At 41.9% G+C, this 23,466-nt stretch carries 26 protein-coding genes and 2 tRNA genes; 25 read left to right on the forward strand and 3 right to left on the reverse strand.

The annotated features are described in order from the left end of the window. The first annotated feature begins 26 nt into the window (after window positions 1-26). From B1s21122_RS02220 to B1s21122_RS02295, 16 genes are all read left to right on the forward strand, one after another. Window positions 27-2,192 (forward strand): DNA internalization-related competence protein ComEC/Rec2, encoded by a 2,166-nt coding sequence (locus B1s21122_RS02220; RefSeq protein ID WP_223299079.1) that lies wholly within the window; start codon window positions 27-29, stop codon window positions 2,190-2,192. Continuing rightward, entirely contained in the window at window positions 2,168-3,127 is a 960-nt protein-coding gene (gene holA / locus B1s21122_RS02225; RefSeq protein ID WP_095680847.1) for a DNA polymerase III subunit delta, read from the forward strand. Before B1s21122_RS02220 ends, holA begins: the two co-directional genes overlap by 25 nt. A gap of 95 nt (window positions 3,128-3,222) precedes the next feature. Beyond that, the gene (gene rpsT, locus B1s21122_RS02230) at window positions 3,223-3,492 is read left to right on the forward strand and encodes a 30S ribosomal protein S20 (protein ID WP_095680846.1); all 270 of its coding nucleotides are present in this window, start codon (window positions 3,223-3,225) and stop codon (window positions 3,490-3,492) included. 25 nt (window positions 3,493-3,517) lie between these two features. Further along, complete coding sequence (gene lepA / locus B1s21122_RS02235) at window positions 3,518-5,383, forward strand: translation elongation factor 4 (RefSeq protein WP_095680845.1); 1,866 nt, start codon at window positions 3,518-3,520, stop codon at window positions 5,381-5,383. Further along, entirely contained in the window at window positions 5,384-6,529 is a 1,146-nt protein-coding gene (gene hemW / locus B1s21122_RS02240) for a radical SAM family heme chaperone HemW (RefSeq protein WP_095680844.1), read from the forward strand. A gap of 12 nt (window positions 6,530-6,541) precedes the next feature. Then, window positions 6,542-7,555 (forward strand): heat-inducible transcriptional repressor HrcA, encoded by a 1,014-nt coding sequence (hrcA, locus tag B1s21122_RS02245; protein WP_095680843.1) that lies wholly within the window; start codon window positions 6,542-6,544, stop codon window positions 7,553-7,555. A 3-nt stretch (window positions 7,556-7,558) separates the two neighbouring features. After that, entirely contained in the window at window positions 7,559-8,665 is a 1,107-nt protein-coding gene (gene dnaJ / locus B1s21122_RS02250; protein ID WP_095680842.1) for a molecular chaperone DnaJ, read from the forward strand. Further along, window positions 8,665-9,381: a 16S rRNA (uracil(1498)-N(3))-methyltransferase gene (locus tag B1s21122_RS02255; protein WP_095680841.1), complete on the forward strand. Its 717-nt coding sequence runs from the start codon at window positions 8,665-8,667 to the stop codon at window positions 9,379-9,381. The genes dnaJ and B1s21122_RS02255 overlap by 1 nt, the downstream gene beginning before the upstream one ends. A gap of 2 nt (window positions 9,382-9,383) precedes the next feature. Beyond that, window positions 9,384-9,719 carry a histidine triad nucleotide-binding protein gene (locus B1s21122_RS02260; protein ID WP_095680840.1) on the forward strand — a complete coding sequence of 112 codons (336 nt, stop codon included), beginning with the start codon at window positions 9,384-9,386 and terminating at the stop codon, window positions 9,717-9,719. A gap of 16 nt (window positions 9,720-9,735) precedes the next feature. Continuing rightward, window positions 9,736-10,734 (forward strand): PhoH family protein, encoded by a 999-nt coding sequence (locus B1s21122_RS02265; protein WP_095680839.1) that lies wholly within the window; start codon window positions 9,736-9,738, stop codon window positions 10,732-10,734. Window positions 10,735-10,765: 31 nt separating this feature from the next. Further along, entirely contained in the window at window positions 10,766-11,203 is a 438-nt protein-coding gene (gene ybeY, locus B1s21122_RS02270) for an rRNA maturation RNase YbeY (RefSeq protein WP_095680838.1), read from the forward strand. Next, entirely contained in the window at window positions 11,200-12,495 is a 1,296-nt protein-coding gene (locus B1s21122_RS02275) for a hemolysin family protein (RefSeq protein ID WP_095680837.1), read from the forward strand. The genes ybeY and B1s21122_RS02275 overlap by 4 nt, the downstream gene beginning before the upstream one ends. Before the next feature lie 9 nt (window positions 12,496-12,504). Then, window positions 12,505-13,296, forward strand: coding sequence for a fumarylacetoacetate hydrolase family protein (locus tag B1s21122_RS02280; RefSeq protein ID WP_095680836.1), 792 nt, complete (start codon window positions 12,505-12,507; stop codon window positions 13,294-13,296). Next, entirely contained in the window at window positions 13,286-14,749 is a 1,464-nt protein-coding gene (gene gltX / locus B1s21122_RS02285; RefSeq protein WP_095680835.1) for a glutamate--tRNA ligase, read from the forward strand. The genes B1s21122_RS02280 and gltX overlap by 11 nt, the downstream gene beginning before the upstream one ends. A gap of 42 nt (window positions 14,750-14,791) precedes the next feature. After that, window positions 14,792-14,863 (forward strand) — tRNA-Gln (locus B1s21122_RS02290). 24 nt (window positions 14,864-14,887) lie between these two features. Continuing rightward, a tRNA-Glu gene (locus B1s21122_RS02295) sits at window positions 14,888-14,960 on the forward strand. A gap of 6 nt (window positions 14,961-14,966) precedes the next feature. Here B1s21122_RS02295 and B1s21122_RS02300 read toward each other — a convergent pair. Then, window positions 14,967-15,689, reverse strand: a complete 723-nt coding sequence (locus B1s21122_RS02300) for an IclR family transcriptional regulator (protein WP_095680834.1) — start codon at window positions 15,687-15,689, stop codon at window positions 14,967-14,969. A gap of 82 nt (window positions 15,690-15,771) precedes the next feature. Here B1s21122_RS02300 and leuC point away from each other — a divergent pair, with 82 nt between their 5' ends. The 8 genes from leuC (at window position 15,772) to B1s21122_RS02340 (ending at window position 21,993) form a co-directional block, all read left to right on the forward strand. Then, window positions 15,772-17,169: a 3-isopropylmalate dehydratase large subunit gene (leuC, locus tag B1s21122_RS02305; protein WP_095680833.1), complete on the forward strand. Its 1,398-nt coding sequence runs from the start codon at window positions 15,772-15,774 to the stop codon at window positions 17,167-17,169. A 1-nt stretch (window position 17,170) separates the two neighbouring features. Then, window positions 17,171-17,767, forward strand: a complete 597-nt coding sequence (leuD, locus tag B1s21122_RS02310; RefSeq protein ID WP_095680832.1) for a 3-isopropylmalate dehydratase small subunit — start codon at window positions 17,171-17,173, stop codon at window positions 17,765-17,767. Window positions 17,768-17,945: 178 nt separating this feature from the next. Further along, window positions 17,946-18,350 (forward strand): HU family DNA-binding protein, encoded by a 405-nt coding sequence (locus B1s21122_RS02315; protein WP_041869415.1) that lies wholly within the window; start codon window positions 17,946-17,948, stop codon window positions 18,348-18,350. A gap of 92 nt (window positions 18,351-18,442) precedes the next feature. Further along, the gene (locus B1s21122_RS02320; RefSeq protein ID WP_095680831.1) at window positions 18,443-19,225 is read left to right on the forward strand and encodes a lysophospholipid acyltransferase family protein; all 783 of its coding nucleotides are present in this window, start codon (window positions 18,443-18,445) and stop codon (window positions 19,223-19,225) included. Further along, window positions 19,222-20,220, forward strand: a complete 999-nt coding sequence (locus B1s21122_RS02325) for an NAD(P)H-dependent glycerol-3-phosphate dehydrogenase (RefSeq protein ID WP_095680830.1) — start codon at window positions 19,222-19,224, stop codon at window positions 20,218-20,220. Before B1s21122_RS02320 ends, B1s21122_RS02325 begins: the two co-directional genes overlap by 4 nt. Next, window positions 20,220-21,263, forward strand: coding sequence for a D-alanine--D-alanine ligase family protein (locus B1s21122_RS02330; protein WP_095680829.1), 1,044 nt, complete (start codon window positions 20,220-20,222; stop codon window positions 21,261-21,263). Before B1s21122_RS02325 ends, B1s21122_RS02330 begins: the two co-directional genes overlap by 1 nt. A gap of 5 nt (window positions 21,264-21,268) precedes the next feature. Next, entirely contained in the window at window positions 21,269-21,766 is a 498-nt protein-coding gene (locus tag B1s21122_RS02335) for a YbaK/EbsC family protein (protein WP_095680828.1), read from the forward strand. Continuing rightward, the gene (locus B1s21122_RS02340; protein ID WP_041869425.1) at window positions 21,763-21,993 is read left to right on the forward strand and encodes a hypothetical protein; all 231 of its coding nucleotides are present in this window, start codon (window positions 21,763-21,765) and stop codon (window positions 21,991-21,993) included. The genes B1s21122_RS02335 and B1s21122_RS02340 overlap by 4 nt, the downstream gene beginning before the upstream one ends. A 4-nt stretch (window positions 21,994-21,997) precedes the next feature. Here B1s21122_RS02340 and B1s21122_RS02345 read toward each other — a convergent pair whose 3' ends face one another. Beyond that, entirely contained in the window at window positions 21,998-22,234 is a 237-nt protein-coding gene (locus tag B1s21122_RS02345; RefSeq protein ID WP_095680827.1) for an Lrp/AsnC family transcriptional regulator, read from the reverse strand. Between the two features lie 84 nt (window positions 22,235-22,318). Between B1s21122_RS02345 and thiL the strand changes: the two genes are divergently transcribed. Next, window positions 22,319-23,254, forward strand: coding sequence for a thiamine-phosphate kinase (gene thiL / locus B1s21122_RS02350; protein WP_095680826.1), 936 nt, complete (start codon window positions 22,319-22,321; stop codon window positions 23,252-23,254). Here the strand turns inward: thiL and rpmB are convergent, their stop codons facing one another. Further along, window positions 23,255-23,440: a 50S ribosomal protein L28 gene (gene rpmB, locus B1s21122_RS02355; RefSeq protein WP_095680825.1), complete on the reverse strand. Its 186-nt coding sequence runs from the start codon at window positions 23,438-23,440 to the stop codon at window positions 23,255-23,257. Window positions 23,441-23,466: the final 26 nt, after the last annotated feature.

Raw genomic sequence — 23,466 nt, forward strand, 5'->3', positions numbered from 1 at the left:
GCTTTTGGCCAGGATCAAAAACGCTATTGGCGCTTTCAGCATTTTTATTAGCAGTTGTGTATAGACGTACTGTTTTTTTAATCTTGGCAGTAACTGCGCTCGTTGGCCTATCTCTAGTTTCTTTTCGGCAGGCTGCTTTAAACAATCAATTTCTTCAAAGCAAAGTTGGCTCAGTCGTAAGACTAGAAGGTGTTATTGCAACTGATCCGGTACTAAAAGAAGGCTTGGTGATTGGCTCTTATCGAAAGCCTGATCAGTTAAGTGCATTATTCAAACTCACCTCCATCGATGGCACAAGAATTGATTTGCCACTGCGAATACGTTTTAACCCTGCAAGTGATGTTGAAATCGATCAAAATCTCATTGTGAATGCTCGGCTGGTTAAATCCAAAGAGCGCAAGGTTGCAGCTCTTGCTATTGCAACTGGTGAGATTACAAAGATTGGAAAACCACGCAATTTATTTAGATTTACCTCAAAGATTAGAGATGATTTTCGAGCACTTGCTAGTGATAACAAAGCGGGGGCATTAATTCCAGGTTTGGTCTTGGGGGATACCTCCTTACAAAGCCAATCCTTCATCACTCAAATGCGCAGAGTTGGACTTTCGCACTTGACTGCAGTTAGCGGCGCTAATTTTGCGATGGTAGCGACATTCTTACTCTGGCTGCTTCAGTTTTTAGTCAAGAGATTACGCAATCGGCTTTGGGTGGTTGGGATAATACTTATCTTATTTATTTTCCTAGTTCGCCCAACTCCATCGGTATTGCGGGCAGCGGTAATGAGCGCAGTTGTAATTCTGGCTAAGTACTTTGGTGAGCGTTCCTTTGGAGTTCCATCATTAGCTGCTGCAATTATGTTTTTATTGCTATTAGACCCCATTCAATCAACTGATCCTGGTTTTGCCCTCTCCGTCTTGGCCACAGCAGGAATACTTCTACTCTCTCCAGTAATTGAAGATAGGTTGAGCAAGAAGATAAGGACAATCTGGATTGTTCAATCAATAGCTATCCCAGTGAGTGCAACAATCTTTTGTTTGCCAGTAATAGCTTTGATATCAAATCAACTTTCATTAGTAACAGTTCCAGCAAATATTCTGGTTGCACCAGTTATTGCGCCCATCACATTACTTGGATTTGTTGCTGCAATTTTTGCACCCATTGCACCATTTTTCTCTAATTTTCTTTTACTCCTTGCCACACCCCTTGCTCATTGGATAGTAATCATCAGCCAATCTATGGCAAATCTGCCAGCAATTTCCTTCAATCGCATCTTTGCATTTTTTCTACTATTTGTCGCCATAATGATTGGCTTAATAAGTGGGCATAAATGGGTAATTTATCTAGCAATTTTGTTTCTATCTATGCAATTAATGATTGCACATTTTACTTGGCCTGGTAGCGGCTGGCAGATCGCCAATTGCGATGTTGGCCAAGGCGATGGCATGGTAGTGAATTTAGGAGAAGGAAATGCCATCGTGATTGATGTGGGGCCAGAGCCAGAAAAGATGGATCAATGTTTAAGACAATTAGGAATTAGTTCAATTCCACTTCTAATTTTGACTCATTTTCACTCTGATCATATTGGTGGTATTTCTAAAGTCCTAGAAAGTAGGAGAATCTCACAAGTTTGGATTTCTAGTTTGGCCCAACCCGCAGCTGCCTATCAATCAACTATTAAGCAGCTAAATGGGATTGATATAAAGATTGTGCAACAGGGTGAAAAATACCTTCTACCAAAGTTTGCAACTCAGGTTTTGGTACTTTGGCCTAAATTATCTCTGGGCCAAATGCCTACTCTTCCTGGGGATGGCTCAGAAGTTAACAACTCAAGTATTTCGGTGATCATTAAGACTAAAACTTTATCGATCTTTGCTGGCGGTGATATTGAACCGGCAGCACAAGAGTTGATTACTAGTTCTGGTTACTTATCTGAGGTTGATGTTTTGAAAGTTTCACACCATGGATCGGCTTACCAGTATTTACCTATGTTGGATCGACTAAATCCCAAGGTGGCCATTATCTCGGTTGGCAAAGGCAACTCATACGGTCATCCAGACCAACAATTCATAGCAGAGTTAAATTCTCGAAATATCCAGGTTTGGCGCACAGATCTATCAGGTGGGATATCACTTGCTTCACCTAATAAGATCAGGGTAACTGGAAAAGAATGGTGGCAAATAAGGTGGGGTTAGTTTTAGTACAAGGGGCTGAAAGCTTGTTAGCTGATCGCGCCATCACACAAGTTATCGCCACTAACGCAGATGCCCAGGTAATTACGCTTTCATCAGATGAAATTGAGGTTGGCGTCATTACCGATAACTTGGCTCCATCACTTTTTGGAGATCAACGAGTTGTTGTTATTAAAGAGATTCAAGATTTAGATTTAGATTGCAGTGATGAGATCGCTACCTACTTAGAAAATCAAGATGAGAATTTAACCTTACTTCTTTGGCATAAGGGGGGAGTTAAAGGCAAGGCACTGGTAGATAAAATTAAAAAAGCTGGGGCTCAGATAATCACCGCTGAAGCCGTGAAGAAAGAGAGTGAAAAATCAGAATTTGTTAGGGCAGAGTTCAAACGTTTAAATCGAAAAATAACTACCGAGGCAGTGCAAGCATTAATCGATTCCCTGGGAAGTGATTTACGTGAGCTCAGTGCTGCTTGCTCACAACTTGCATCCGATGTGGCCTTACAAAAAACTATTGATGAAGAAGATGTGACTGCATACCAACAAGGCAGAGTTGAGAGCACAGGTTTTGATGTGGCTGATGCTGCCGTTGAAGGCAATACGCCAATTGCGATAATTAATTTAAGAAATGCTTTAGCAACTGGAACTGATCCAGTTTTAATTGTGAGCGCTCTTGCTTCATCTTTTCGGACCTTAGCTAAGGTTTCAGGAGCTTCCAGATCTGTTAAATCATTTGAACTAGCCCAGAGCATGGCAATTCCACCTTGGCAGATTGATAAAGCCCGTCGCCAACTTGTTGGCTGGAGTGAAAATGCAATGGCAAAAGCTGTGATCGCAATTGCAGCCGCTGATGCTGATATCAAAGGCGTGGCAGCCGATCCGATCTACGCCCTAGAACGGGCGATAATGACCGTTTGTGCTGCTAGAGGATCTCGATAAATAGGCTCAGTTTGAGCCGAACGGGTCTGCGCTGATACCCTTACGCTCTTATTAAATAAGTTTTTAAGACAATTAACGAGAAAAGGTAATTTCAAGTGGCAAATATTAAGTCCCAGATTAAACGCATTCGCACCAACAACAAGGCGCAGGATCGAAACAAGGCTTATCGTTCAGCTCTTCGTACTGCAATCCGTAAATTCCGCGATGCTGTTACAGCTGGCGATGCCGCAAAAATTAAAGCTGAGTTCACAGATGCTTCTCGTTCACTAGACATGGCTGTTTCAAAAGGCGTAATTCATGCCAACAATGCAGCTAACAAAAAGTCAGCTATGGCCAAATTGGCCAACAAAGCTGGCGTTCGTTAATTTTCTAGAAACTGCGAAGGCATAAATGCCTGCCATCTCAATTGCAAAAGCACCCCAACCTGCTGCCACAAATCCGGCGCAGATAAGAAATTTCTGCATCATTGCCCATATCGATCATGGTAAATCTACTTTGGCAGATCGAATGTTGGGAATTACTGGTGTTGTTGAAGACAGAAATATGCGTGCGCAATATCTGGATCGAATGGACATCGAGCGCGAACGCGGCATAACTATTAAGAGCCAAGCGGTTCGTTTGCCATGGAAATCTGGAATTGATGGTCAAGATTACATTTTAAACATGATCGATACACCTGGGCATGTGGATTTTACATATGAGGTTTCTCGATCCCTTGCAGCATGCGAAGGTGCAATATTGCTGGTGGATTGCGCTCAAGGAATTGAGGCTCAAACCTTGGCAAACCTTTATCTTGCGATGGAGAATAACTTAACGATTATTCCGGTGCTAAATAAAATTGATTTACCTGCTGCGCAGCCAGAGAAATTTGCCGAAGAGTTAGCAAATCTAATTGGTTGCAAGCCTGAGGATTGCTTAAGGGTCTCTGGTAAAACAGGTGAGGGCGTTGAAGTTTTATTGGATCAAATTGTTAAACAATTACCACCTCCAGTTGGGGATCCAAAAGCACCAACTAGAGCACTAATTTTTGACTCAGTTTATGACTCATATCGCGGCGTGGTTACATATGTTCGAGTTGTTGATGGCCATCTTTCCCCACGAGATCAAATTCAAATGTATTCAACTGGTGTGCGACATGAAATGTTAGAAGTTGGCGTGATTTCACCAGAACCCATTGCAAGCAAAGGTTTAGGAGTTGGTGAGGTTGGTTATTTGATAACCGGTGTGAAGGATGTTAGACAATCTCGAGTTGGCGACACAGTTACTACCTATAACAACCCAGCAACAAAAGCCCTTGCAGGTTATGCAGATCCCAAGCCGATGGTGTTTTCTGGATTGTTTCCATTAGATGGCGCGGAATATCCAATGCTTCGAGAAGCGCTAGATAAATTGCAACTAAATGATGCCGCTCTAGTTTTTGAACCAGAATCTTCTGCTGCTCTTGGTTTTGGATTTCGATGTGGTTTCTTAGGTCTTTTGCATATGGAGATTGTGCGTGAAAGATTAGAGCGTGAAGCTGGTTTAACTTTAATTTCAACTGCGCCTAGTGTGGTTTATAACGTATCACTAGAAGATGGAAAGAAATTAGTGGTTACTAATCCATCAGAGTATCCAGATGGAAAAATTCTAGAAGTGCATGAGCCAATTGTTAAGGCAACGATATTGGCACCAAGTGAGTTTATTGGCACCATTATGGAGCTTTGCCAACAGCGCAGAGGCGTACAGAAAGGCATGGATTACTTATCCGAGGATCGAATTGAGATTCGATACACCCTGCCATTGGCTGAAATAGTTTTTGATTTCTTTGATCAACTTAAGTCACGAACTCGTGGATATGCATCCCTTGATTATGAACCAATTGGGGAAGAGGCAGGTGATTTAGTTAAGGTCGATATCTTGCTACAGGGTGAAAAAGTTGATGCATTTAGTCAGATAGTTCACCGAGATAAGGCTTATACCTACGGAGTAAAGATGACTGAGAAGTTAAAGGAATTGATTCCTCGTCAACAGTTTGAGGTTCCAATTCAAGCAGCGATCGGTGCAAAAATTATTGCGAGAGAAAACATCCGAGCTATTCGTAAGGATGTGTTGGCTAAATGTTATGGCGGAGACATAACCAGAAAGCGCAAGCTGTTAGAGAAACAAAAAGAGGGTAAGAAGCGTATGAAGATGGTTGGCAGAGTTGAAGTACCACAAGAAGCCTTTATTGCTGCCTTAACCACTGATTCAGATAAAGCGAGTGAAAAGAAGAAGTAAGTGAATCTTGCCTTTTATGTCCACATTCCTTATTGCGTCAAAAGGTGTGGCTATTGCGACTTCAATACTTACACTCCAAGTGAGTTAAAGATAACTGAAGGCTTGGCCCAAATTTCTAACTCATATATTGATTTACTGCTGATGGAAATCAAAGCGGCAAAGGTACAGGTTGGTCAGAGCGCCAATGTGCCATCAATTTTCTTTGGCGGAGGAACACCATCACTTATGCAACCAGATGACATTGGTCGGGTGATTTCTACGATTAAATCTGAATTCACGCTTTTACCTGATGCTGAAATCACCATGGAATGTAATCCTGACACCGTAACTAAGGAAAGTCTGGCTGCCTTTAGAGCAATTGGTGTGAATCGAGTTTCATTTGGCATGCAATCAGCAGTTAAACATGTACTAGCAACACTTGATCGAACTCATAACCCTGAGAATTTATTGCAGGTTACAACTTGGGCAAAAGAGGTTGGATTTTCTGAGATATCAGTTGATCTAATTTATGGAACACCTGGGGAGTCTTTAGCGGATTGGCAAGCATCAATTGATGCAGCCCTTACTCTTCCAATCACACACATTTCAGCTTATGCATTAATCATTGAAGAGGGAACAAAACTAGCGGCTCAAATTAAACGTGGTGATGTGGCGCAAGTAGATGATGATTTAACTGCTGAAAAATACTTGGTTGCAGATAAAGCATTTACAGCAGCTGGATTTGAATGGTATGAGTTGAGTAATTGGGCGAAATCTGGATCACTAAGTAAACATAACTTGGCATATTGGTTAGGTGATAATTGGTGGGGTGCTGGTCCTGGGGCGCATTCACATTTGAATGGAAAAAGATTTTGGAATGTTAAACACCCCAATTTGTATAAAGAAAGAGTTCTTTCAAATCAATCACCAGTTGCAGATTCTGAGATACTTGAAGAATTACAGATTGAAAGTGAAAAATTGATGTTGTCTCTAAGATTGCCAAGCGGCGTGGAGAAACAAAGTTTAAATGAGATGCAACTGTCAGAGCTTTCAAGTTATGTTGAAAGTGGTCATCTAGATCTAGCAAATTGGAATCAAGGCCGAGCAACTTTAACCTTAGATGGTCGTCTAATCGCCGACCGAATACTAAGACAAATACTCTTGTAGTAGCGTTGGCTTATGAGTAATGCGATGCCAGGTCGGCAACTTGAGATCCTCAAAGCGATTGTGGATGAGTATGTTGCGACCGAAGAACCAGTTGGTTCAAAAACTCTTGCCACGCGTGCGGGATTAGGCGTTTCACCAGCAACAATTAGAAATGAGATGGCTTTACTTGAGGATGCCGGCTTAATAACTCAACCTCACACTAGTGCTGGCCGAATTCCTACAAATAAAGGTTATCGAGTATTTGTTGATCAACTAGCCAAGGTAAAACCTTTATCCTCGGCCGAACGAAAAGCGATTGAGAACTTTTTAGATGGCGCAACAGATTTAGATGATGTTATTTCCCGAACAGTTAGATTATTAGCCCAGGTGACAAAACAAGTCGCAGTAGTCCAGTACCCATCATTAATTAAAGCAAAGGTCCGACACATTGAATTGGTCTTATTAAACCCAAGTCGCGTAATGATTGTCTTGATTACCGACGCTGGTCGAGTTGAACAACGAATGGTTGAATTAGCAATTGAAATCACCGAAGGCGCTCTCTCTGACCTTCACAAAAAGGTGAATTCCCTTATCGCTACGCAATCACTTTCAAATGTGGCTAGTAAATTAGAAAGTCTGTCTACTAATTATCGTGGTAGCGACAAATCGAATATCGTCGTGATCATTACAACTTTAATTGAAATGGCAATTGAGCAGCCGGAGGAGAAAGTCGTATTAGCTGGTGCTTCAAATCTTGCAAGAGCAAATCAAGATTTATCTAGCAGCATTCATCCAATTTTAGAGGCGTTGGAGGAGCAGGTAGTTTTACTGAGATTGCTCTCCGGCACAGATTCTTCAGTTAAAGTCGAAATTGGCGATGAACAAAGTGAAAAGAGTTTAAGAAAAACCAGCTTAGTAAAGGTTGGTTATGCCGATATAGGAGCACTTGGAATTTTAGGTCCAACCCGAATGGATTACGCCTCATCTATATCAGCTGTTAATGCTGTTGCGAATTACGTTGGCAGATTTTTAACGGAGAATAAATAAGAGATGGCTGATCTTTATGAAACTCTTGGCGTTGATCGGGATGCAAGTTTTGATGAAATAAAAAAAGCTTATCGAAAACTAGCACGTAGTTATCACCCAGATGTAAACCCTGATCCAAAGATGGCTGATAAGTTCAAAGAGATTACTGCTGCATATGAAGTTCTAAGTGATCCTGATAAGCGTCAAAATTATGATGTTGGTGGAAGTGGTTTTGGTGGCGGATTTTCTAATGCAGGCTTTGGTTTTGGCGACATCATGGATGCGTTTTTTGGTGGTGGACAGCAACGAGGCCCAAGGCCACGAACAAGGCCAGGACAAGATGCGTTAATTAGAGTTGAAGTAGATCTTAAGGAAGCAACCTTTGGATGTGAGCGAGATCTAAATGTTGATACAGCTGTTGTTTGCGCTAAGTGCGGTGGCAGTGGTTGTGCTAATAATTCTCGTTCGCGCACCTGTGATATTTGTAAAGGACGTGGAGAAACACAACAAGTAGCACGATCGATATTAGGACAAGTAATGACTAGCCGTCCTTGTGCGAGCTGCCAAGGTTTTGGTTCAGTAATTTCTGATCCCTGTACAGAGTGTGCTGGCGATGGACGTGTTCGTTCTAGAAAAAGCATTCCAATAAAAATTCCAGCGGGCGTTGAGACTGGAAATCGAATTCAATTAAGTGGACAAGGTGAGGTTGGCCCTGGCGGTGGCAATGCTGGTGATTTATATGTAGAAATTGTTGAAATTGCTCATGAGTATTTGATTAGAGAAGAGAATAATCTTCACATTTCAATTGCAATCCCAATGACATCAGCTGCTTTAGGTACAACAGTGACTATTGAAACATTTGATGGCGATCAAAAAGTTGAAATCAAAGAGGGAACACAAAGTGGTTCAACGGTCCTCCTTAAAGGATTGGGAGTAACTAAGTTGCGAGGAAGTGGGCGGGGTGACTTAATCGTTCATATCGAGGTAGTAATTCCAGGCAAGCTCAATAAGGAGCAAAGCGAGTTACTTCGTAAATTTGCAGAATCAAGAAATGAAGATGGTAGCAAGGTCGTAATCCATAAAAATAGCGATCAGGGATTCTTTAGCAAAGTTAGAAGTGCTTTCCGGTAGTGCTCACTCTATTTTTTACTGACCAAATCAATGATGGCAGCACTCAAACTTTAGGTAAAGACGAAGCGCATCACGCAATTAAGGTTTTAAGGTTGAATCTTGGCGAAGTTATAAAGATTTCAGATGGCGTAAAGAAGTGGGTATCTGGTCCAATCATTGAAATATCGAAGAAAGAATTGACGATATCGGTTTCAGAAAAAGGTGAGTTTGAAGAGAAGAAGCCTGAACTAGTTTTGGTACAAGCGGTTACAAAATCAGACAGAAACAAAGAGATGCTTGAACTGGCGATTGAGGCTGGCGTCGATCGAATAATTCCATGGCAAGCAGAGCGATCTATTAGTAAGTGGCAATCTGACTCTGCACAAAAATGGGAGATTGGGATCAAAGAGGCGTGTAAACAGGCCAGACAAATCAGGTTACCCAAACTTATGCCATTGTTAACGACTGCTGGCGTGGTTCAATTATTAAGCAAAGATGCTCAGGCAATCGTGTTTCATGAATCGGCAGGTGAAAAATTTGCTCAACTGCAATTAGCGCAATCACTTACTTCTATATTTCTAATTATCGGACCTGAAGGTGGAATAAGTCCTAGTGAGCTATCGATGTTTGAAAACGGGGGCGGTAAAATAGTTAGGTTGGGAGAAACTGTTCTTCGATCAGCACATGCCGGATTTGCCGCAATCTCTGCAGTTCAAACTAAGTTAGGACGGTGGTAGAAGTGGATTGTTTATTTTGTAAGATAGTTGACGGAACAATACCTGCGAAAATCGTGAAGAAGAGTGAGTTATTTACCGCATTCAACGACATAACTCCCCAAGCTCCAACTCATATTTTAATTATTCCAAATAAACACTTTACAAATATGGCAGAGGTTGCGAACTCTGATCCCGCTTTAGCTGGAGAGATTTTTAGGGCAGCAGGGGAGATTGCGAGTGAGAATGGTTTAGAGAGTTATCGAATGAATGTAAACACTGGCGCTGCTGCTGGCCAATCTGTATTTCACGCTCACTTACACCTTCTGGCAGGCAGGTCATTCGCATGGCCGCCAGGTTAAATATAGAATTGAAGTAATGGACCCGATCTCGATAAAAGTACCAGCTGCATTTCCCATGGTCACATTAGTAGGCCCCGGAGATTCAAATCTTAGAATTTTAGAAAATCAGTTCCCTCAGTTAGCAATTACTGTGCGAGGTAATGAAATTTATGTCAAGGGTGAATTAGAGCAATCAAAGCAATTCGTAGGTTTAGTTGAAGAGTTAATTGCGATTTTACGTAGTGGTCAAAATCTAACCTCCGATATGGTGCGCAGATCTATTGGCATGATTAAACAAGATCCTGCAGAGCACCCAGCTGAGGTTTTATCACTAAATATATTAAGTAATCGTGGTAAAACAATTAGACCAAAAACTTCAAATCAAAAGAAGTACGTAGATGCGATCGATACAAATACCATCACATTTGGAATAGGACCGGCTGGATCAGGCAAGACATATCTTGCAATGGCTAAGGCCATCCAATCACTACAGGCAAAACAAGTTAATCGGATCATTTTAACTAGACCTGCAGTAGAAGCTGGTGAGCGATTGGGATTTTTACCAGGAACACTGCACGAAAAAATTGATCCGTATCTACGTCCACTATTTGATGCCTTACATGACATGATTGATCAAGATGCAATTCCACGGTTAATGAACTCAGGCGTAATTGAGGTAGCACCCCTTGCTTATATGCGAGGTCGCACTTTAAATGATGCTTTTATCATTTTAGATGAAGCTCAAAATACAACAGGTGAACAAATGAAAATGTTTTTAACCCGTCTAGGGTTTGGTTCAAAGATGGTCGTAACTGGTGATGTTACGCAGGTTGATTTGCCTAACAACTCTCAATCTGGATTAAAAATTGTGCAAGATATCTTGAAAGATGTTGAGGATATTTCTTTTATGTACTTAAATGCTGAAGATGTGGTCCGCAATAGATTAGTCGGCGATATCGTCACTGCTTATGGGCACTGGGATGAAAACATTTCAAAAAGCACATTTCCAATTCGAAGCGGAAAAGGTGATCGATAATCGATTCAAGTAGTTTCTTGAATTAATCGCCATGAAAATAGATTTAGTTAATAACTCCTCCGTTAAATGCAATGAGTCTGCCATCGCATCAGTATCAGAATTTGCGCTAAAGAGAATGGGCATTCATCAAGATTCAGAGCTCGGGATTAGATTTGTAAATGAGGATGAAATGTCGCAGTTGCATGTTAAATGGATGGATCTTGCTGGTCCAACAGATGTGCTTTCATTTCCCATGGATGAGCTAAAGCCAAACTCAGCGGCCAATGGACCAGGAGTAATTGGCGATATTGTTTTGTGCCCTTCCTATGCTGAGAAAAATGGTAAGCAATCATTAGAGAAGGAATTGGAACTGCTAACAGTTCACGGCGTACTGCATCTTTTAGGATTTGATCATGAGGAAATCGATGATGAAAAGAAGATGTTTGCATTGCAAGAGGAAATACTAAAAGAGTGGAGATTATTAGTATGAGCCTTTCAACATTGTTCTTAGTTATCTTTCTACTCCTATTCGCAGGGCTTCTTGCAGGATGTGAGTCCGCGCTAACTTCTCTTTCTAGGTTGCTGATAGAAGAGTTGGTTGAGAAGTACCCGAAATACAAAAAGCGATTTGATAGATTTGTTGAAAATCCTGCCCGCTACTTAAATGTACTTTTACTAGTGCGCAAGAGCTGTGAATTAACAGCAACAGGCTTAGTTGCAACATCTTTTGTGGAAAATGCATCAAATAAGAGTTTGGCCTTAGCTGAAGCAATAGTTTTAATGGTTGCAATTTCCTATGTAATCGTTGGAGTTGGCCCACGAACTTTGGGAAAGCAACATGCCCCAAAATGGTCTAAGCCTGCAATAACCATTGCGTACTTTCTTTCTCAAGTTTTAGGTCCACTCACAAATTTGTTAATCAAAATTGGAAATGCCATTACGCCCGGAAAGGGATTTAAATCTGGCCCCTTTTCTACTGAGGCCGAATTTAGAGATTTAGTAGATCAGGCAAGTGAGAGTGGATTTGTAGAAGAGTCAGAGCGAGAAATGATCCATTCAGTTTTCGATCTAGGCGAAACAATGGTTAGAGAGTTGATGATTCCTAGAACAGAAATGGTTTGGATTGAGTCTGGCAAAAATCTACGACAAGCACTTTCATTGGCTCTTCGATCAGGATTTACTCGAATTCCAGTTATCTCTGAAAATTTAGATAATGTGGTTGGAATTGCTTACGTTAAGGATCTGGCAAAGCGGGTTCATGAAAATAGAGATGCTGAACAAAATGAGTTTGTGGAGGAGCATTTAAGAAAAGCAACCTTCATTCCAGAGACTAAAACTGCTGATGAGCTGTTAAAGCAGATGCAACGAGATCAAATCCATATGGCAGTAGTTGTTGATGAGTATGGTGGCACGGCAGGTTTGATTACGATTGAAGATATTTTAGAAGAAATCGTTGGCGAGATTGCAGATGAGTATGACGATGATGAAACAGTTGAGATTGAATGGCTTACTGATGCAAAAGCTAGAGTCTCTGCTCGATTACATGTTGAGGATTTTGCCGAAAAATTTGATACCGAGTTCACACCAGAAGAGATTGAGGATGTTGACAGCATTGGTGGATTAATTGCGAAGCATTTAGGTCGAATTCCAATTCCTGGAAGCACAATTACTGTTCCCGGATGGAAGTTAACTGCAGAACGCCCAGCAGGTAGGCGCCATCGAATTGCTACCGTACTAGTTGAGAAAATTGCCGAAGCGAGTCAAATAACCGATCAGTTGTAAGATGATCTAATGCGTATCGTTAGATTTACCGCACCAGTGGAGTTAGGTGTTGGAAGTGAACCATTATTTGGAGTTCTAAACGATAAAGATTCAATTTTAGTTTTACGGGGTGATCCAATTTATGCTGGGATCGTTCCTCAAGATAAGACTTTGAAATTAAGTGATGTAAAGCTATTAGCTCCTGTTATTCCTAGAAGTAAAGTTGTATGTATTGGTAAGAATTATGCCGACCATGCTGCAGAGATGGATTCAGTTGTACCGAGTGAGCCAATTATTTTTATCAAGCCAAATACTTCAGTGATTGGTCCAAATGACACAATTGTTTGGCCTCGCATGAGTGAGCGAGTTGATCACGAAGCAGAACTTGCCATTGTTATTGGCCGGATTTGCAAAGAGGTGCCAGCTGCTAAATATAAAGATGTAATTTTTGGGTATACCTTGGCAAATGATGTAACCGCCCGAGATTTACAAAAAAAGGATGGCCAGTGGAGCCGCGCTAAAGGCTTTGACACCTTTTGCCCGCTAGGACCGTGGATTGAAACCGAGTTTGTTCCAGCAGACCAAGGGATTACAGCAACTTTAAATGGTGAGGTAAAGCAGTCATCAAATCTTTCAGAAATGATCTTTAAGATTCCACAGATTATTGAGTTTGTTACCAATGTTATGACCTTGCTGCCGGGGGATGTAATTCTGACTGGAACTCCTGCTGGAATTTCAGCCATGCCGGCTGGATCAACTATCTCGGTATCAATTGATGGTTTAGGCACTCTTACTAATAAAGTTTCCTCTCGTGTCCAATAAATCAGAAGTTCGAGTTAGATTCGCCCCGTCGCCAACAGGTGATCTGCATGTTGGAAACATTAGAACCGCATTATTTGATTGGGCTTATGCCAGACATACCGGTGGCAAATTAATTTTTCGAATTGAAGATACCGATACTGAACGAGTAACTGATCAATACATACAAGCTGCAATTGATACTTTGAAATGGCTTGGTTTGAATTGGGATGAAGGACCTGAAGTTGGCGGGGAGTATGGGCCTTATTTGCAATCCCAACGATTAGAAATTTATGCAACATGGGCACAGAAATTTTTAGATCAAGGCGATGCCTATCATTGCTATTGCAGCGCAGAAGAGTTGGAAGAGCGACGTTCGGCGCAGATGAAGAACAATCAAGCACCTGGATATGACGGTAAATGCCGAGATTTATCAGCTGAACAAGTTAGCCAATATAAATCTTTAGGCAGAAAACCAGTGGTCAGAATGAGAATGCCAGATGGTGAAACAGTGTTTGTAGATGCAATTAGAGGTGAAGTTAAGTTTGAGCACAAGTATGTGCCAGATTTTGTATTAGCAAGAGCTGATGGCTCACCGCTTTATACCTTGGCAGTTGCAGTTGATGATGTGCTGATGAAGATAACTCATGTTTTAAGAGGAGAAGATTTGTTATCTTCAACTCCAAGACAAATTCGAGTTTATCAAGCTATGGGCGTGGCTGAATCTGAGTATCCAATCTTTGCCCACCTGCCCTTTGTAATGGGACAAGATAATGCCAAGTTATCTAAGCGAAATGGTGAAGTTTCAATCGCTTGGTATCGTGAGCAAGGCTTCTTGCCTGAGGCAATTTGTAATTATTTAGCACTGCTTGGTTGGTCACCCGGGGATGATAAAGAAAACATCACAATGCAAGAATTAGTTGATCTCTTTACGGTAGAAAGAGTAAATAGCAGCCCTGCTCGATTTGATATGAAAAAACTTGAGGCTATTAATGGCGACAAGATTCGCGCTCTTACTTTAGATAAGTTTCTTGAGTGGTCGCTACCTTTTTTGATTAATGCCAAGGTGATTACTGGAAATCCACAAGAGATAGAGGTTGTTAAATCTGCCCTGCCGATAATTCAAGAGCGCATAATAAAGTTGGCTGAGATCCCAGCCATGCTTAAATTCCTATTTGTGAAGGATTTTAAGGTTGAAGCTGAGGAGCTAGGTAAATTAACTGATGAGGCTTCCCAAAATGTTTTAAAGGTGGCATTGGCAAAAGTAGAGCCATTGCAATCTTGGGATCACGCTGGCATTGAAGCGGTATTGCGAAGTGCGCTAATCGATGAGCTTGGCTTAAAACCTCGCATTGCCTTTAGTGCATTGCGTATTGCAGTAACTGGTTCTCATATCTCACCACCATTATTTGAATCACTTGAATTATTAGGTAAGGAGCGCTCGATCGCTCGAATTAAGGCGGTAATTTCCAAATAAATTGTGGTGCAGGGTATTCTTAGCCTGCACGAAATTTACTATTGGGGTATGGGGTAATTGGTAGCCCAGCTGATTCTGGTTCAGCCTGTCTAGGTTCGAGTCCTGGTACCCCAGCGATAAAGTAAAGTTTTACCGTACGGCTCCGTCGTCTAGTGGCCTAGGACTCTGGCTTCTCAAGCCAGCTACGGGGGTTCGAATCCCCTCGGAGCTACATTAATTACTTACTGTTTTTAAGTAAGTAGTCACTTAATCTGGCAGCGGTAGCAACAACTGCTGCAGAGTGAATCCTGCCAGGTTGTCTGCTTAATCTTTCAATTGGTCCACTGATGCTAACTGCTGCGATAACTTTATTGTTCGGCCCTCGGACAGGGGCTGAAACTGATGCAACACCAACCTCTCTTTCACCAACTGATTGCGCCCAACCACGACGCCTAACTGCTGAAAGATTTGCTGCAGTAAATTTTGCATTTACTAAACCGCGATGAAGTTTATCTGGATCTTGCCAAGCTAATAATATTTGCGCAGCCGAGCCAGCCTGCATGGTTAAGACAGTTCCAACCGGCACTGAATCTCGCAGTCCAGTTAATCTCTCGGCAGTTGCAACGCAGATTCTTAGATCACCTTGGCGTCGGTATAGCTGAGCACTCTCACTTGTCGCATCGCGCAGGGCGGTAAGGGCTGGAGAGGCAATGGCTAATAATTTATCTTCACCAGCAGCTGCAGCTAACTCAGCTGATCTGCTGCCAAGTACAAATCTTCCTGAAAAATCTCGACTTACTAATCGGTGGTGCTCCAGGGCTACGGCTAAGCGATGGGCGGTTGGCCGAGCAATTCCGGTTGCAGAAACTAAATCACTTAGTGATTGCGGGCCTGCCTCTAGCGCAGCGAGAATCTTCACCGCTTTATCTAATACACCAACTCCGCTATTCTTACCGTCCACACTCTGATAATGCCATCTCAACTAGTGAGAAGCAAATCTAAGTGCAGAGCTAGAAAAATTCTTAAGGGGAGCTAGTTTTAAAATGGGCAAGACATTAGCGGAGAAGATTTGGACAGAGCACATTGTCTCTGCCACTGCCGGTGAACCAGATTTACTTTATATCGATTTACACCTTATTCATGAGGTAACTAGCCCACAAGCATTTGATGGCTTACGCCTGGCAAATCGTAAGGTGCGCAGGCCAGATCTGACCATTGCAACTGAAGACCACAATGTGCCAACCCTTAACATCGATAAGCCGATTGCTGATCCAGTATCTAAATTACAGGTTGATACGCTGCGTAAAAATTGTGCAGAGTTTGGCGTTCGTCTTCATTCATTAGGTGATGTGGAGCAGGGAATTGTCCATGTGGTTGGACCACAGTTAGGAATTACCCAACCCGGTATGACAATTGTTTGCGGTGATTCCCATACCTCAACTCATGGTGCTTTTGGTGCGCTCGCATTTGGTATTGGTACAAGTGAAGTCGAACATGTCTTAGCTACTCAAACTCTTCCGCTGGTACGGCCTAAAACTATGGCAATTAATGTTGAAGGTAAGTTAAAACCTGGTGTGACTAGTAAAGACATTATCTTGGCAGTAATTGCCAAAATTGGAACTGGTGGCGGACAAGGCTACATTCTTGAATATCGGGGAAGTGCTATCCGGGATTTATCCATGGAAGCTCGTATGACAATTTGCAACATGTCTATTGAAGCCGGTGCCAGAGCTGGATTAATTGCCCCAGATCAGATCACTATCGATTATGTTCAAGGAAAACCACACGCACCTACTGGTACTGAGTGGGATGCAGCCGTTGCTTATTGGAAGACATTAACAACTGATGCTGATGCGAAATTTGATAAAGAGGTTGATCTAAATGCTGATGAATTAGCACCATTTGTTACATGGGGAACAAATCCAGGACAAGGATTGCCGTTGAGTGCGACAGTTCCAAACCCAGCAGATTTTACTAATGCTGAAGACCGTGGCGCAGCTGAGCGAGCACTTGAATACATGGATTTAAAACCAGGTACACCACTTAAATCAATCAAGGTCGACACAGTTTTCTTAGGCTCATGTACAAATGGACGAATTGAAGATTTAAGGTCTGCTGCCTCAATTATTAAGGGTAAGAAAATTGCATCTTCACTTCGATTACTAGTTGTTCCAGGATCAGCTCGAGTTAGATTACAAGCTGAATCTGAAGGGCTTGATAAAGTGTTTTTAGATGCCGGCGCTGAGTGGCGAAGTGCTGGCTGTTCAATGTGTTTGGGAATGAACCCTGATCAGTTAAAGCCAGGAGAGCGCGCTGCCTCCACAAGCAATAGAAACTTTGAAGGACGACAAGGTAAAGGTGGACGTACTCATTTGGTTAGCCCACTTGTAGCTGCTGCAACTGCATTAAAGGGCACATTAGCCTCACCGGCGGATTTGTAATATGGAAAAATTCATAAAGCACTCCGGCAGCGCCCTGCCGCTAAGAAGAAGCAATGTTGATACTGATCAAATAATCCCAGCCGTTTACTTAAAGCGGATCACAAAAAGTGGTTTTGAAGATGGCTTATTTGCAGCCTGGCGAAATGATCCTGCCTTTGAGTTAAACCAACCACAGTATAAAAAAGCAACTATCTTGGTTGCTGGTCCTGATTTTGGAACTGGCTCATCCAGAGAACATGCGGTTTGGGCGTTGCAAAATTATGGATTCAAGGTTGTTTTATCTAGCCGATTTGCTGACATCTTTCGGGGCAACTCCCAAAAGATGGGTCTACTAACGGTAATTTTGAGCCAAGATGAGATTGAAAAGATTTGGCAAGCAGTGGAAAGTAAGCCAGATACCCAAATAACTGTTGATCTTGAGAGCAAAACTGTTTCCTATGAGGGCAAAACCTTGAGCTTTGCAATTGATGATTACACCCGCTGGCGTTTAATGGAGGGGCTAGATGACATTGGCCTTACATTCACAAAGATTGATTCAGTAAGTAAGTTTGAAGAAAAAAGAGTGAGTTTTAAGCCTAAAACACTGCCAATTAAGTAATCTTAAACTCTAAAGTAATTATCTAGAGTTTGGAATAATTGCTTAAAAACCTTGATTTACAATAAGAATTTGCTTGCGACACACCCAATAAATACATCAAAGTATTACTACTCACCCCATAGATTAACCCTTAGTTAAGCGAATGCTTAATGTTTACGCGTAAAAATAAGGGGATCAAATGAACAAGGCCCAGTTCATCGCTTATCTAGCACCACAATTTGGTGATAGTAAGAAGGAAGCTGCTCGCGCCGTAGAGGTTGTTTTTGATGCGATTGTTCGCAACATCTCTAAGGGTGATGATGTAATGATTAATGATTTCGGTAAGTTTAAGAAAGTAGATCGTCCAGCACGTAAGGGACGTAATCCATTTACCGGAGAGTCAATCCAAATTAAAGCAAGCAAGAAAGTTCGCTTTTTGCCTGCAAAGGGTTTGAAAGAGGTAATCTCTGGCGCCCGCAAATTAGGTGCAGCACCAACACCTCCAGCTAAGGCAGCACCTGCAAAGGCTGTTAAGAAAGTTGGTAAGGCAAAGAAGGTTGCTCGCAAAGTAGTAAAGAAAGCGAAGAAGTCAAAGCGTCGCTAATTAAGTAATTAAAAAGCGGGATCTCATGCGTGGGATCCCGTTTTTTTACGCTCATTTATACCCATTTCCAGTATTGGTCGTAGAATTACACAGTGTCAACTGATTTAAAGATTTCATACGCGCCTCCAACTGGAAAGCCACTTGGTGTTACAGGTTGGTTTAGATTCGGCGCAACATTAGTTCGCCCACTACTAAATCTCATTGCAAAGCGAGATTGGCGGGGAGTTGAAAACCTTCCAAAGAGTGGGGCTGCGATTGTGGTCTGCAATCACATTTCATATGTTGACCCACTGCTCTTTACCCATTTTCTATATGACAATGGCAGAGCGCCAAGATATTTAGGCAAAGCTTCCTTATTCAAACTGCCAATCATTGGCAGAGTTTTACTTGGTGCTGGTCAAATTCCCGTTGAGCGCGAGAGCTCATCTGCCTCACAATCTTTACAACATGCAGTTGCTTTTTTAAAAGCTGGTCACTTACTAGGTGTTTACCCAGAAGGCACCCTAACTCGAGATGAAAATTACTGGCCAATGAAGGCAAAGACTGGAATCGCTCGCCTTGCCATTTTGTCGCAGGTGCCAGTTATTCCTTGCGCGCAATGGGGAGCACAAAAAATTCTGCCGGCCTATAGTAAAAAGCCGAAATTGTTTCCACGAACAAAAGTAATAGTTGTAGCTGGTGAGCCACTTAATTTTTCTAAATGGGCTGGTCGAGCTGAAGATCCAGTTGCATTGGAGGAGGCAACCGCTTATGTAATGAGTGCGGTAACTAAATTATTAGAAAATCTTCGAGGCGAAACTGCGCCGAGTGAAGTATTTGATCCAAAAAAATCAGCTTTGCCACGAATTGGTAATTTTAAAAAGGAAGACAAATGAAAAAAGTTGCCGTTCTTGGATCAGGTGCCTGGGGAACAACCCTAGGTCAGGTAATGGTGGACTCCGGACAACAGGTATTAATCTGGGGAAGAAATAAAAAAGTAGTGCGGGAAATTAACCGCCGTCACTCAAATCGAAAATTCTTAAAGGGAATTGATTTACCAAAAGAATTGAAGGCAACGACTGATATTAAAGCGGTGCTTGAGTTTGCTGATGTGATTTTGTTAGCAATTCCTTCCCAAACCTTGCGTGAGAATTTGGATTCATGGAAGAGCTTTTTCCCTAGAGATTTACCAGTAATTAGTACTTTAAAGGGAATAGAAGTTCAAACTCAGCTTCGAATGACTGAGGTTGCCGGGGAAGTACTTGGTATTGATAAATCTCAATTTGGACTTATCACAGGACCTAACTTGGCAAATGAAATCATTATGCGCCAGCCAGCTGGTGCGGTAGCGGCCTCTGAGAATCCAGCAAATATTGAGATTATGCAGGAGATGTTTTCAACTAATTACTTCCGAATTTATCCATCAGATGACTTAGTTGGATGTGAATTTGCTGGCGCAGCAAAGAGCGTAATTGCACTAGCGGTTGGTATTGCAGTTGGTATGGGTTATGGCGAAAACACTCAGGGTTTAATGATTACTCGCGGTCTTTCTGAGGTGGCCCGGCTTGGTGGTGCCTACGGTGCTAATCCACTTACATTCTTAGGACTTGCTGGAATTGGTGACTTGGTAGCAAGTGCGCAATCTCCACTTTCAAGAAATAGAAGTTTTGGTGAGGTACTTGGTAAATCAGGTTCAATCGCAAAAGCTAGAGCGCAGGTAGTAAAAACAGTTGAAGGTGTTTATTCAGCTGGTGCGATGCTTGAACTAGCTCACCGTGTTGGTGTTGAGGTACCAATTATTGAAGCCGTCTCTGATGTTGTTGCAGGTACTTTGAGTCCAAAAGATGCAATGACTCGGATAATGACTGTAAGCATTAAGGCTGAAATTTGATGATTAAACCAAGGGTTGCAATTATTTGTGGTGGCAAAAGTAGTGAGCATGAGATTTCATGTGTATCTGCAAATGGCATCTTAAACTCAATTGATCGAAATCTATTTGAGCCAGTATTAATTGGTATTACCAAGAGCGGTAAATGGTTATTTCTTCCAGACGATACAAATTTTGCAATTATCAATGGCGCACTTCCTACGGTGCCTGAATCCGGTGTGGAGATAAGCATTACTAGCCAAGGATTATTTTCAGGTGGTAAAGCTTTATCTATCGATATTGCATTTCCTATCTTGCATGGTCCCTACGGTGAGGACGGAACAATCCAAGGATTATTTGAAATGATTGCAGTTTCCTACGTTGGCTCAGGTGTACTTGCAAGTGCAGTCAGTATGGATAAATCTTATGCAAAGCCAATCTTCGCTGCTGCCAGTTTAAAGGTTGCACCAGGCATTGTGGTTACATCTAAAGATTTTGAACTTCCAAGTAATCTAACCTTTCCATTATTTGTTAAGCCAGCCCGAAGTGGCTCAAGCCGAGGTACAACAAAGGTTAAGCAGAAATCAGAGCTAGCAGCAGCGGTGAACATTGCTCTTGAATTTGATACCAAAGTAATTATTGAGCAAAGTGTGGTTGGAAAAGAGATTGAGTGTGCAGTTTTACAAGCTGATGGGAAGTTAACCGTTTCCCAAGTTGGCCAAATACTTCTGTCAGATAAGTTTGAGTTTTATGACTTTCAAGCAAAGTATTTAGATAATTCAATGCAACTAGTTGTGCCAGCAGATCTTCCAGCGGGGATAGAGGCAAAAATTCAACAAGCTGCTTTAACAGCATTTAAAGCTGCTGGTTGTGAAGGATTAGCACGGATTGATTTCTTTTATTCAGATCAAGGTGAAATTATCATTAATGAAATCAACACTATGCCTGGCTTTACACCAACCTCTGTTTATCCAAAGTTAATCGAGAAGAGTGGGATTACATATCAGCAGTTAATTACAAAATTAATTCAAACTGCTCAAAATCGATCGCTTAGTATCACCCGTTAGTAATTATGGATGGGGTACTAGAAAAATCAGCAGTTAAACGGGTAGTTGCTGCAAAGGAAAAGTTTGGCATTACCGGTCAAATTAAGGTATTAACTGAAACTGCAAAAAGTGCAGCAGAAGCTGCGGCAGGGCTAGGTATTGAAGTGGGACAAATTGCCTCCTCGATAATCTTTAAGTTGCCTGATAACTCACCATTATTAGTAATCACCTCTGGCAGACATCGTGTTGATACTGAATTGGTTGCAAGTAAGTTAGGAATTGAAAAATTAGAACGAGTAGATGCTGATTATGTGAAAGAGAATTCAGGGTTTTCGATTGGTGGCGTGGCTCCAATTGGATGGATTAAAACGCCCTCAATAACTTTAATTGATGAAGCCTTAAATGATTACGAGGTTGTCTGGGCAGCTGCAGGACACCCACATGCGGTCTTTCCTACTAGTTACAGTGAACTATTGAGTTGTACAGAAGCAAAATCGATGATGGTTGGTATGGTGTCTAAATGAAGTTAAGTAAGTCAAGGTTTTTTGAATGGCTTGGCGTTATCACTGCAATTTTTTATTCCCTACTAGTTGCAGCCAATATTGGAGCTGAATTTATCGGCTTCACCCTCCTCTTGGCTTCATCTGCATTTATTGGAATTTGGGCATTCTTAGGTAAGCACAAGGGAATACTTTTCCTGCAGTTTTTTTATGCAACTGCAGGAATTATCGGAATGATTCGTTGGTTTTAATTTTCTAGAAAGTAGTTACTGGACAGGTAAGAGTTCTAGTTATGCCAGGAACTCCTTGTACCTTTGCTAATACAGTTCGACCTAAATCTTCCATACTGGCAGATTCAGCTCGCATAATTACATCGTATGGGCCGGTAACTCCTTCAGCGATGGTTACCCCAGCAATGGCAGATACAGCTTTAGCAACACTTGAAGCCTTGCCAACTTCAGTTTGAATCAAAATATAAGCCTGGACGGACATTTGTAGCCTTTCAATTTACATTTACCAGTTCAACAATGAACGGTAGTGATATTAAAGGGTAGCCTATAGCGAGTTAATTGGGGAGTGCCATTGATTGAATCTGAAGCTGGGCTAATAGAGCGCTTGCGCGATCTATTTCATACCTCATTTGAAAATGGGGTAGAGGTTGGAATTGGTGATGATGGCGCGGTAATTGCTGCCAATAATAATAAATTAGTAGCAACGGTAGACATGGCGGTGGAGGAGATCCACTTTAAAAGAGAGTGGTCCACACCCTTTCAAATTGGTGCAAAGTTAACTACTGCAAATTTAGCTGATGTCTTTGCCATGGGAGCCACACCTAAATACTTACTTGTAGCCGCTGCAATAACCGAGGTTAATAACTCCCAAACTGTTACCGATCTTGCAAATGGGATTAGATCAGTTGCTGATAAGTTTAAAGTTTCTGTAATAGGCGGTGATTTAAGCAAATCTGAAAAAATGAGCCTAAGCATCACAGCGCTCGGTGAGCTATCTGGCAAAGCGATAACTAGGGATGGCGCAAAGGTTGGCGATCTGGTTTACCTAAGTGCGCTGCCAGGTTTATCCGCAGCAGGGCTAGCGATTTTAACTAGAGGACTTAACCGACCAAAGTATGTCGTTGAGGCGCACCTAAATCCAAAATTAGTTGCTCCAAATAATTTAATGAAAGTTGCGAATTCGATGTGTGACATAAGTGATGGCTTAGTTAGCGATGCAGGAAATATTGCAAAAGCATCTGGCGTGAATATAGATCTAAGCAAAGAGCTGCTGCAGAAATCAGATGATTACAAGGATCTTGCTGAACTTGCTAGCGAATTAGGTGAGGATGTTTTTGATTGGATATTAACTGGCGGTGAAGATCATTTCTTCTTAGCAACAGTCTCTGCCGATAAGGCCAGTGATGATCTTGGCTTATTGGTTGGAAAAGTTGAAGCCGGAAGTGGTGTTGTGAATTTGGATGGTAAAGCGATTACAAAGGCTGGATACCAGCACTTTTAATTAACGAGAAACTTTTCCAGCCTTCAGGCAGGATGCGCAAACATTCTTACGCTTTGTTTGGCCATTGATGATGGTACGAATCTTTTGGATATTTGGATTCCAACGACGACGAGTAGCACGTTTTGAGTGTGAGACGTTATTGCCAAAGCTAGGTGCTTTGCCACAGATATCGCATACTGAAGACACTTTACGTACTCCCTTGTAATTGGTTT

The organism is Candidatus Nanopelagicus limnes (genome assembly GCF_002287885.2).
Taxonomy (GTDB): domain Bacteria; phylum Actinomycetota; class Actinomycetes; order Nanopelagicales; family Nanopelagicaceae; genus Nanopelagicus; species Nanopelagicus limnae.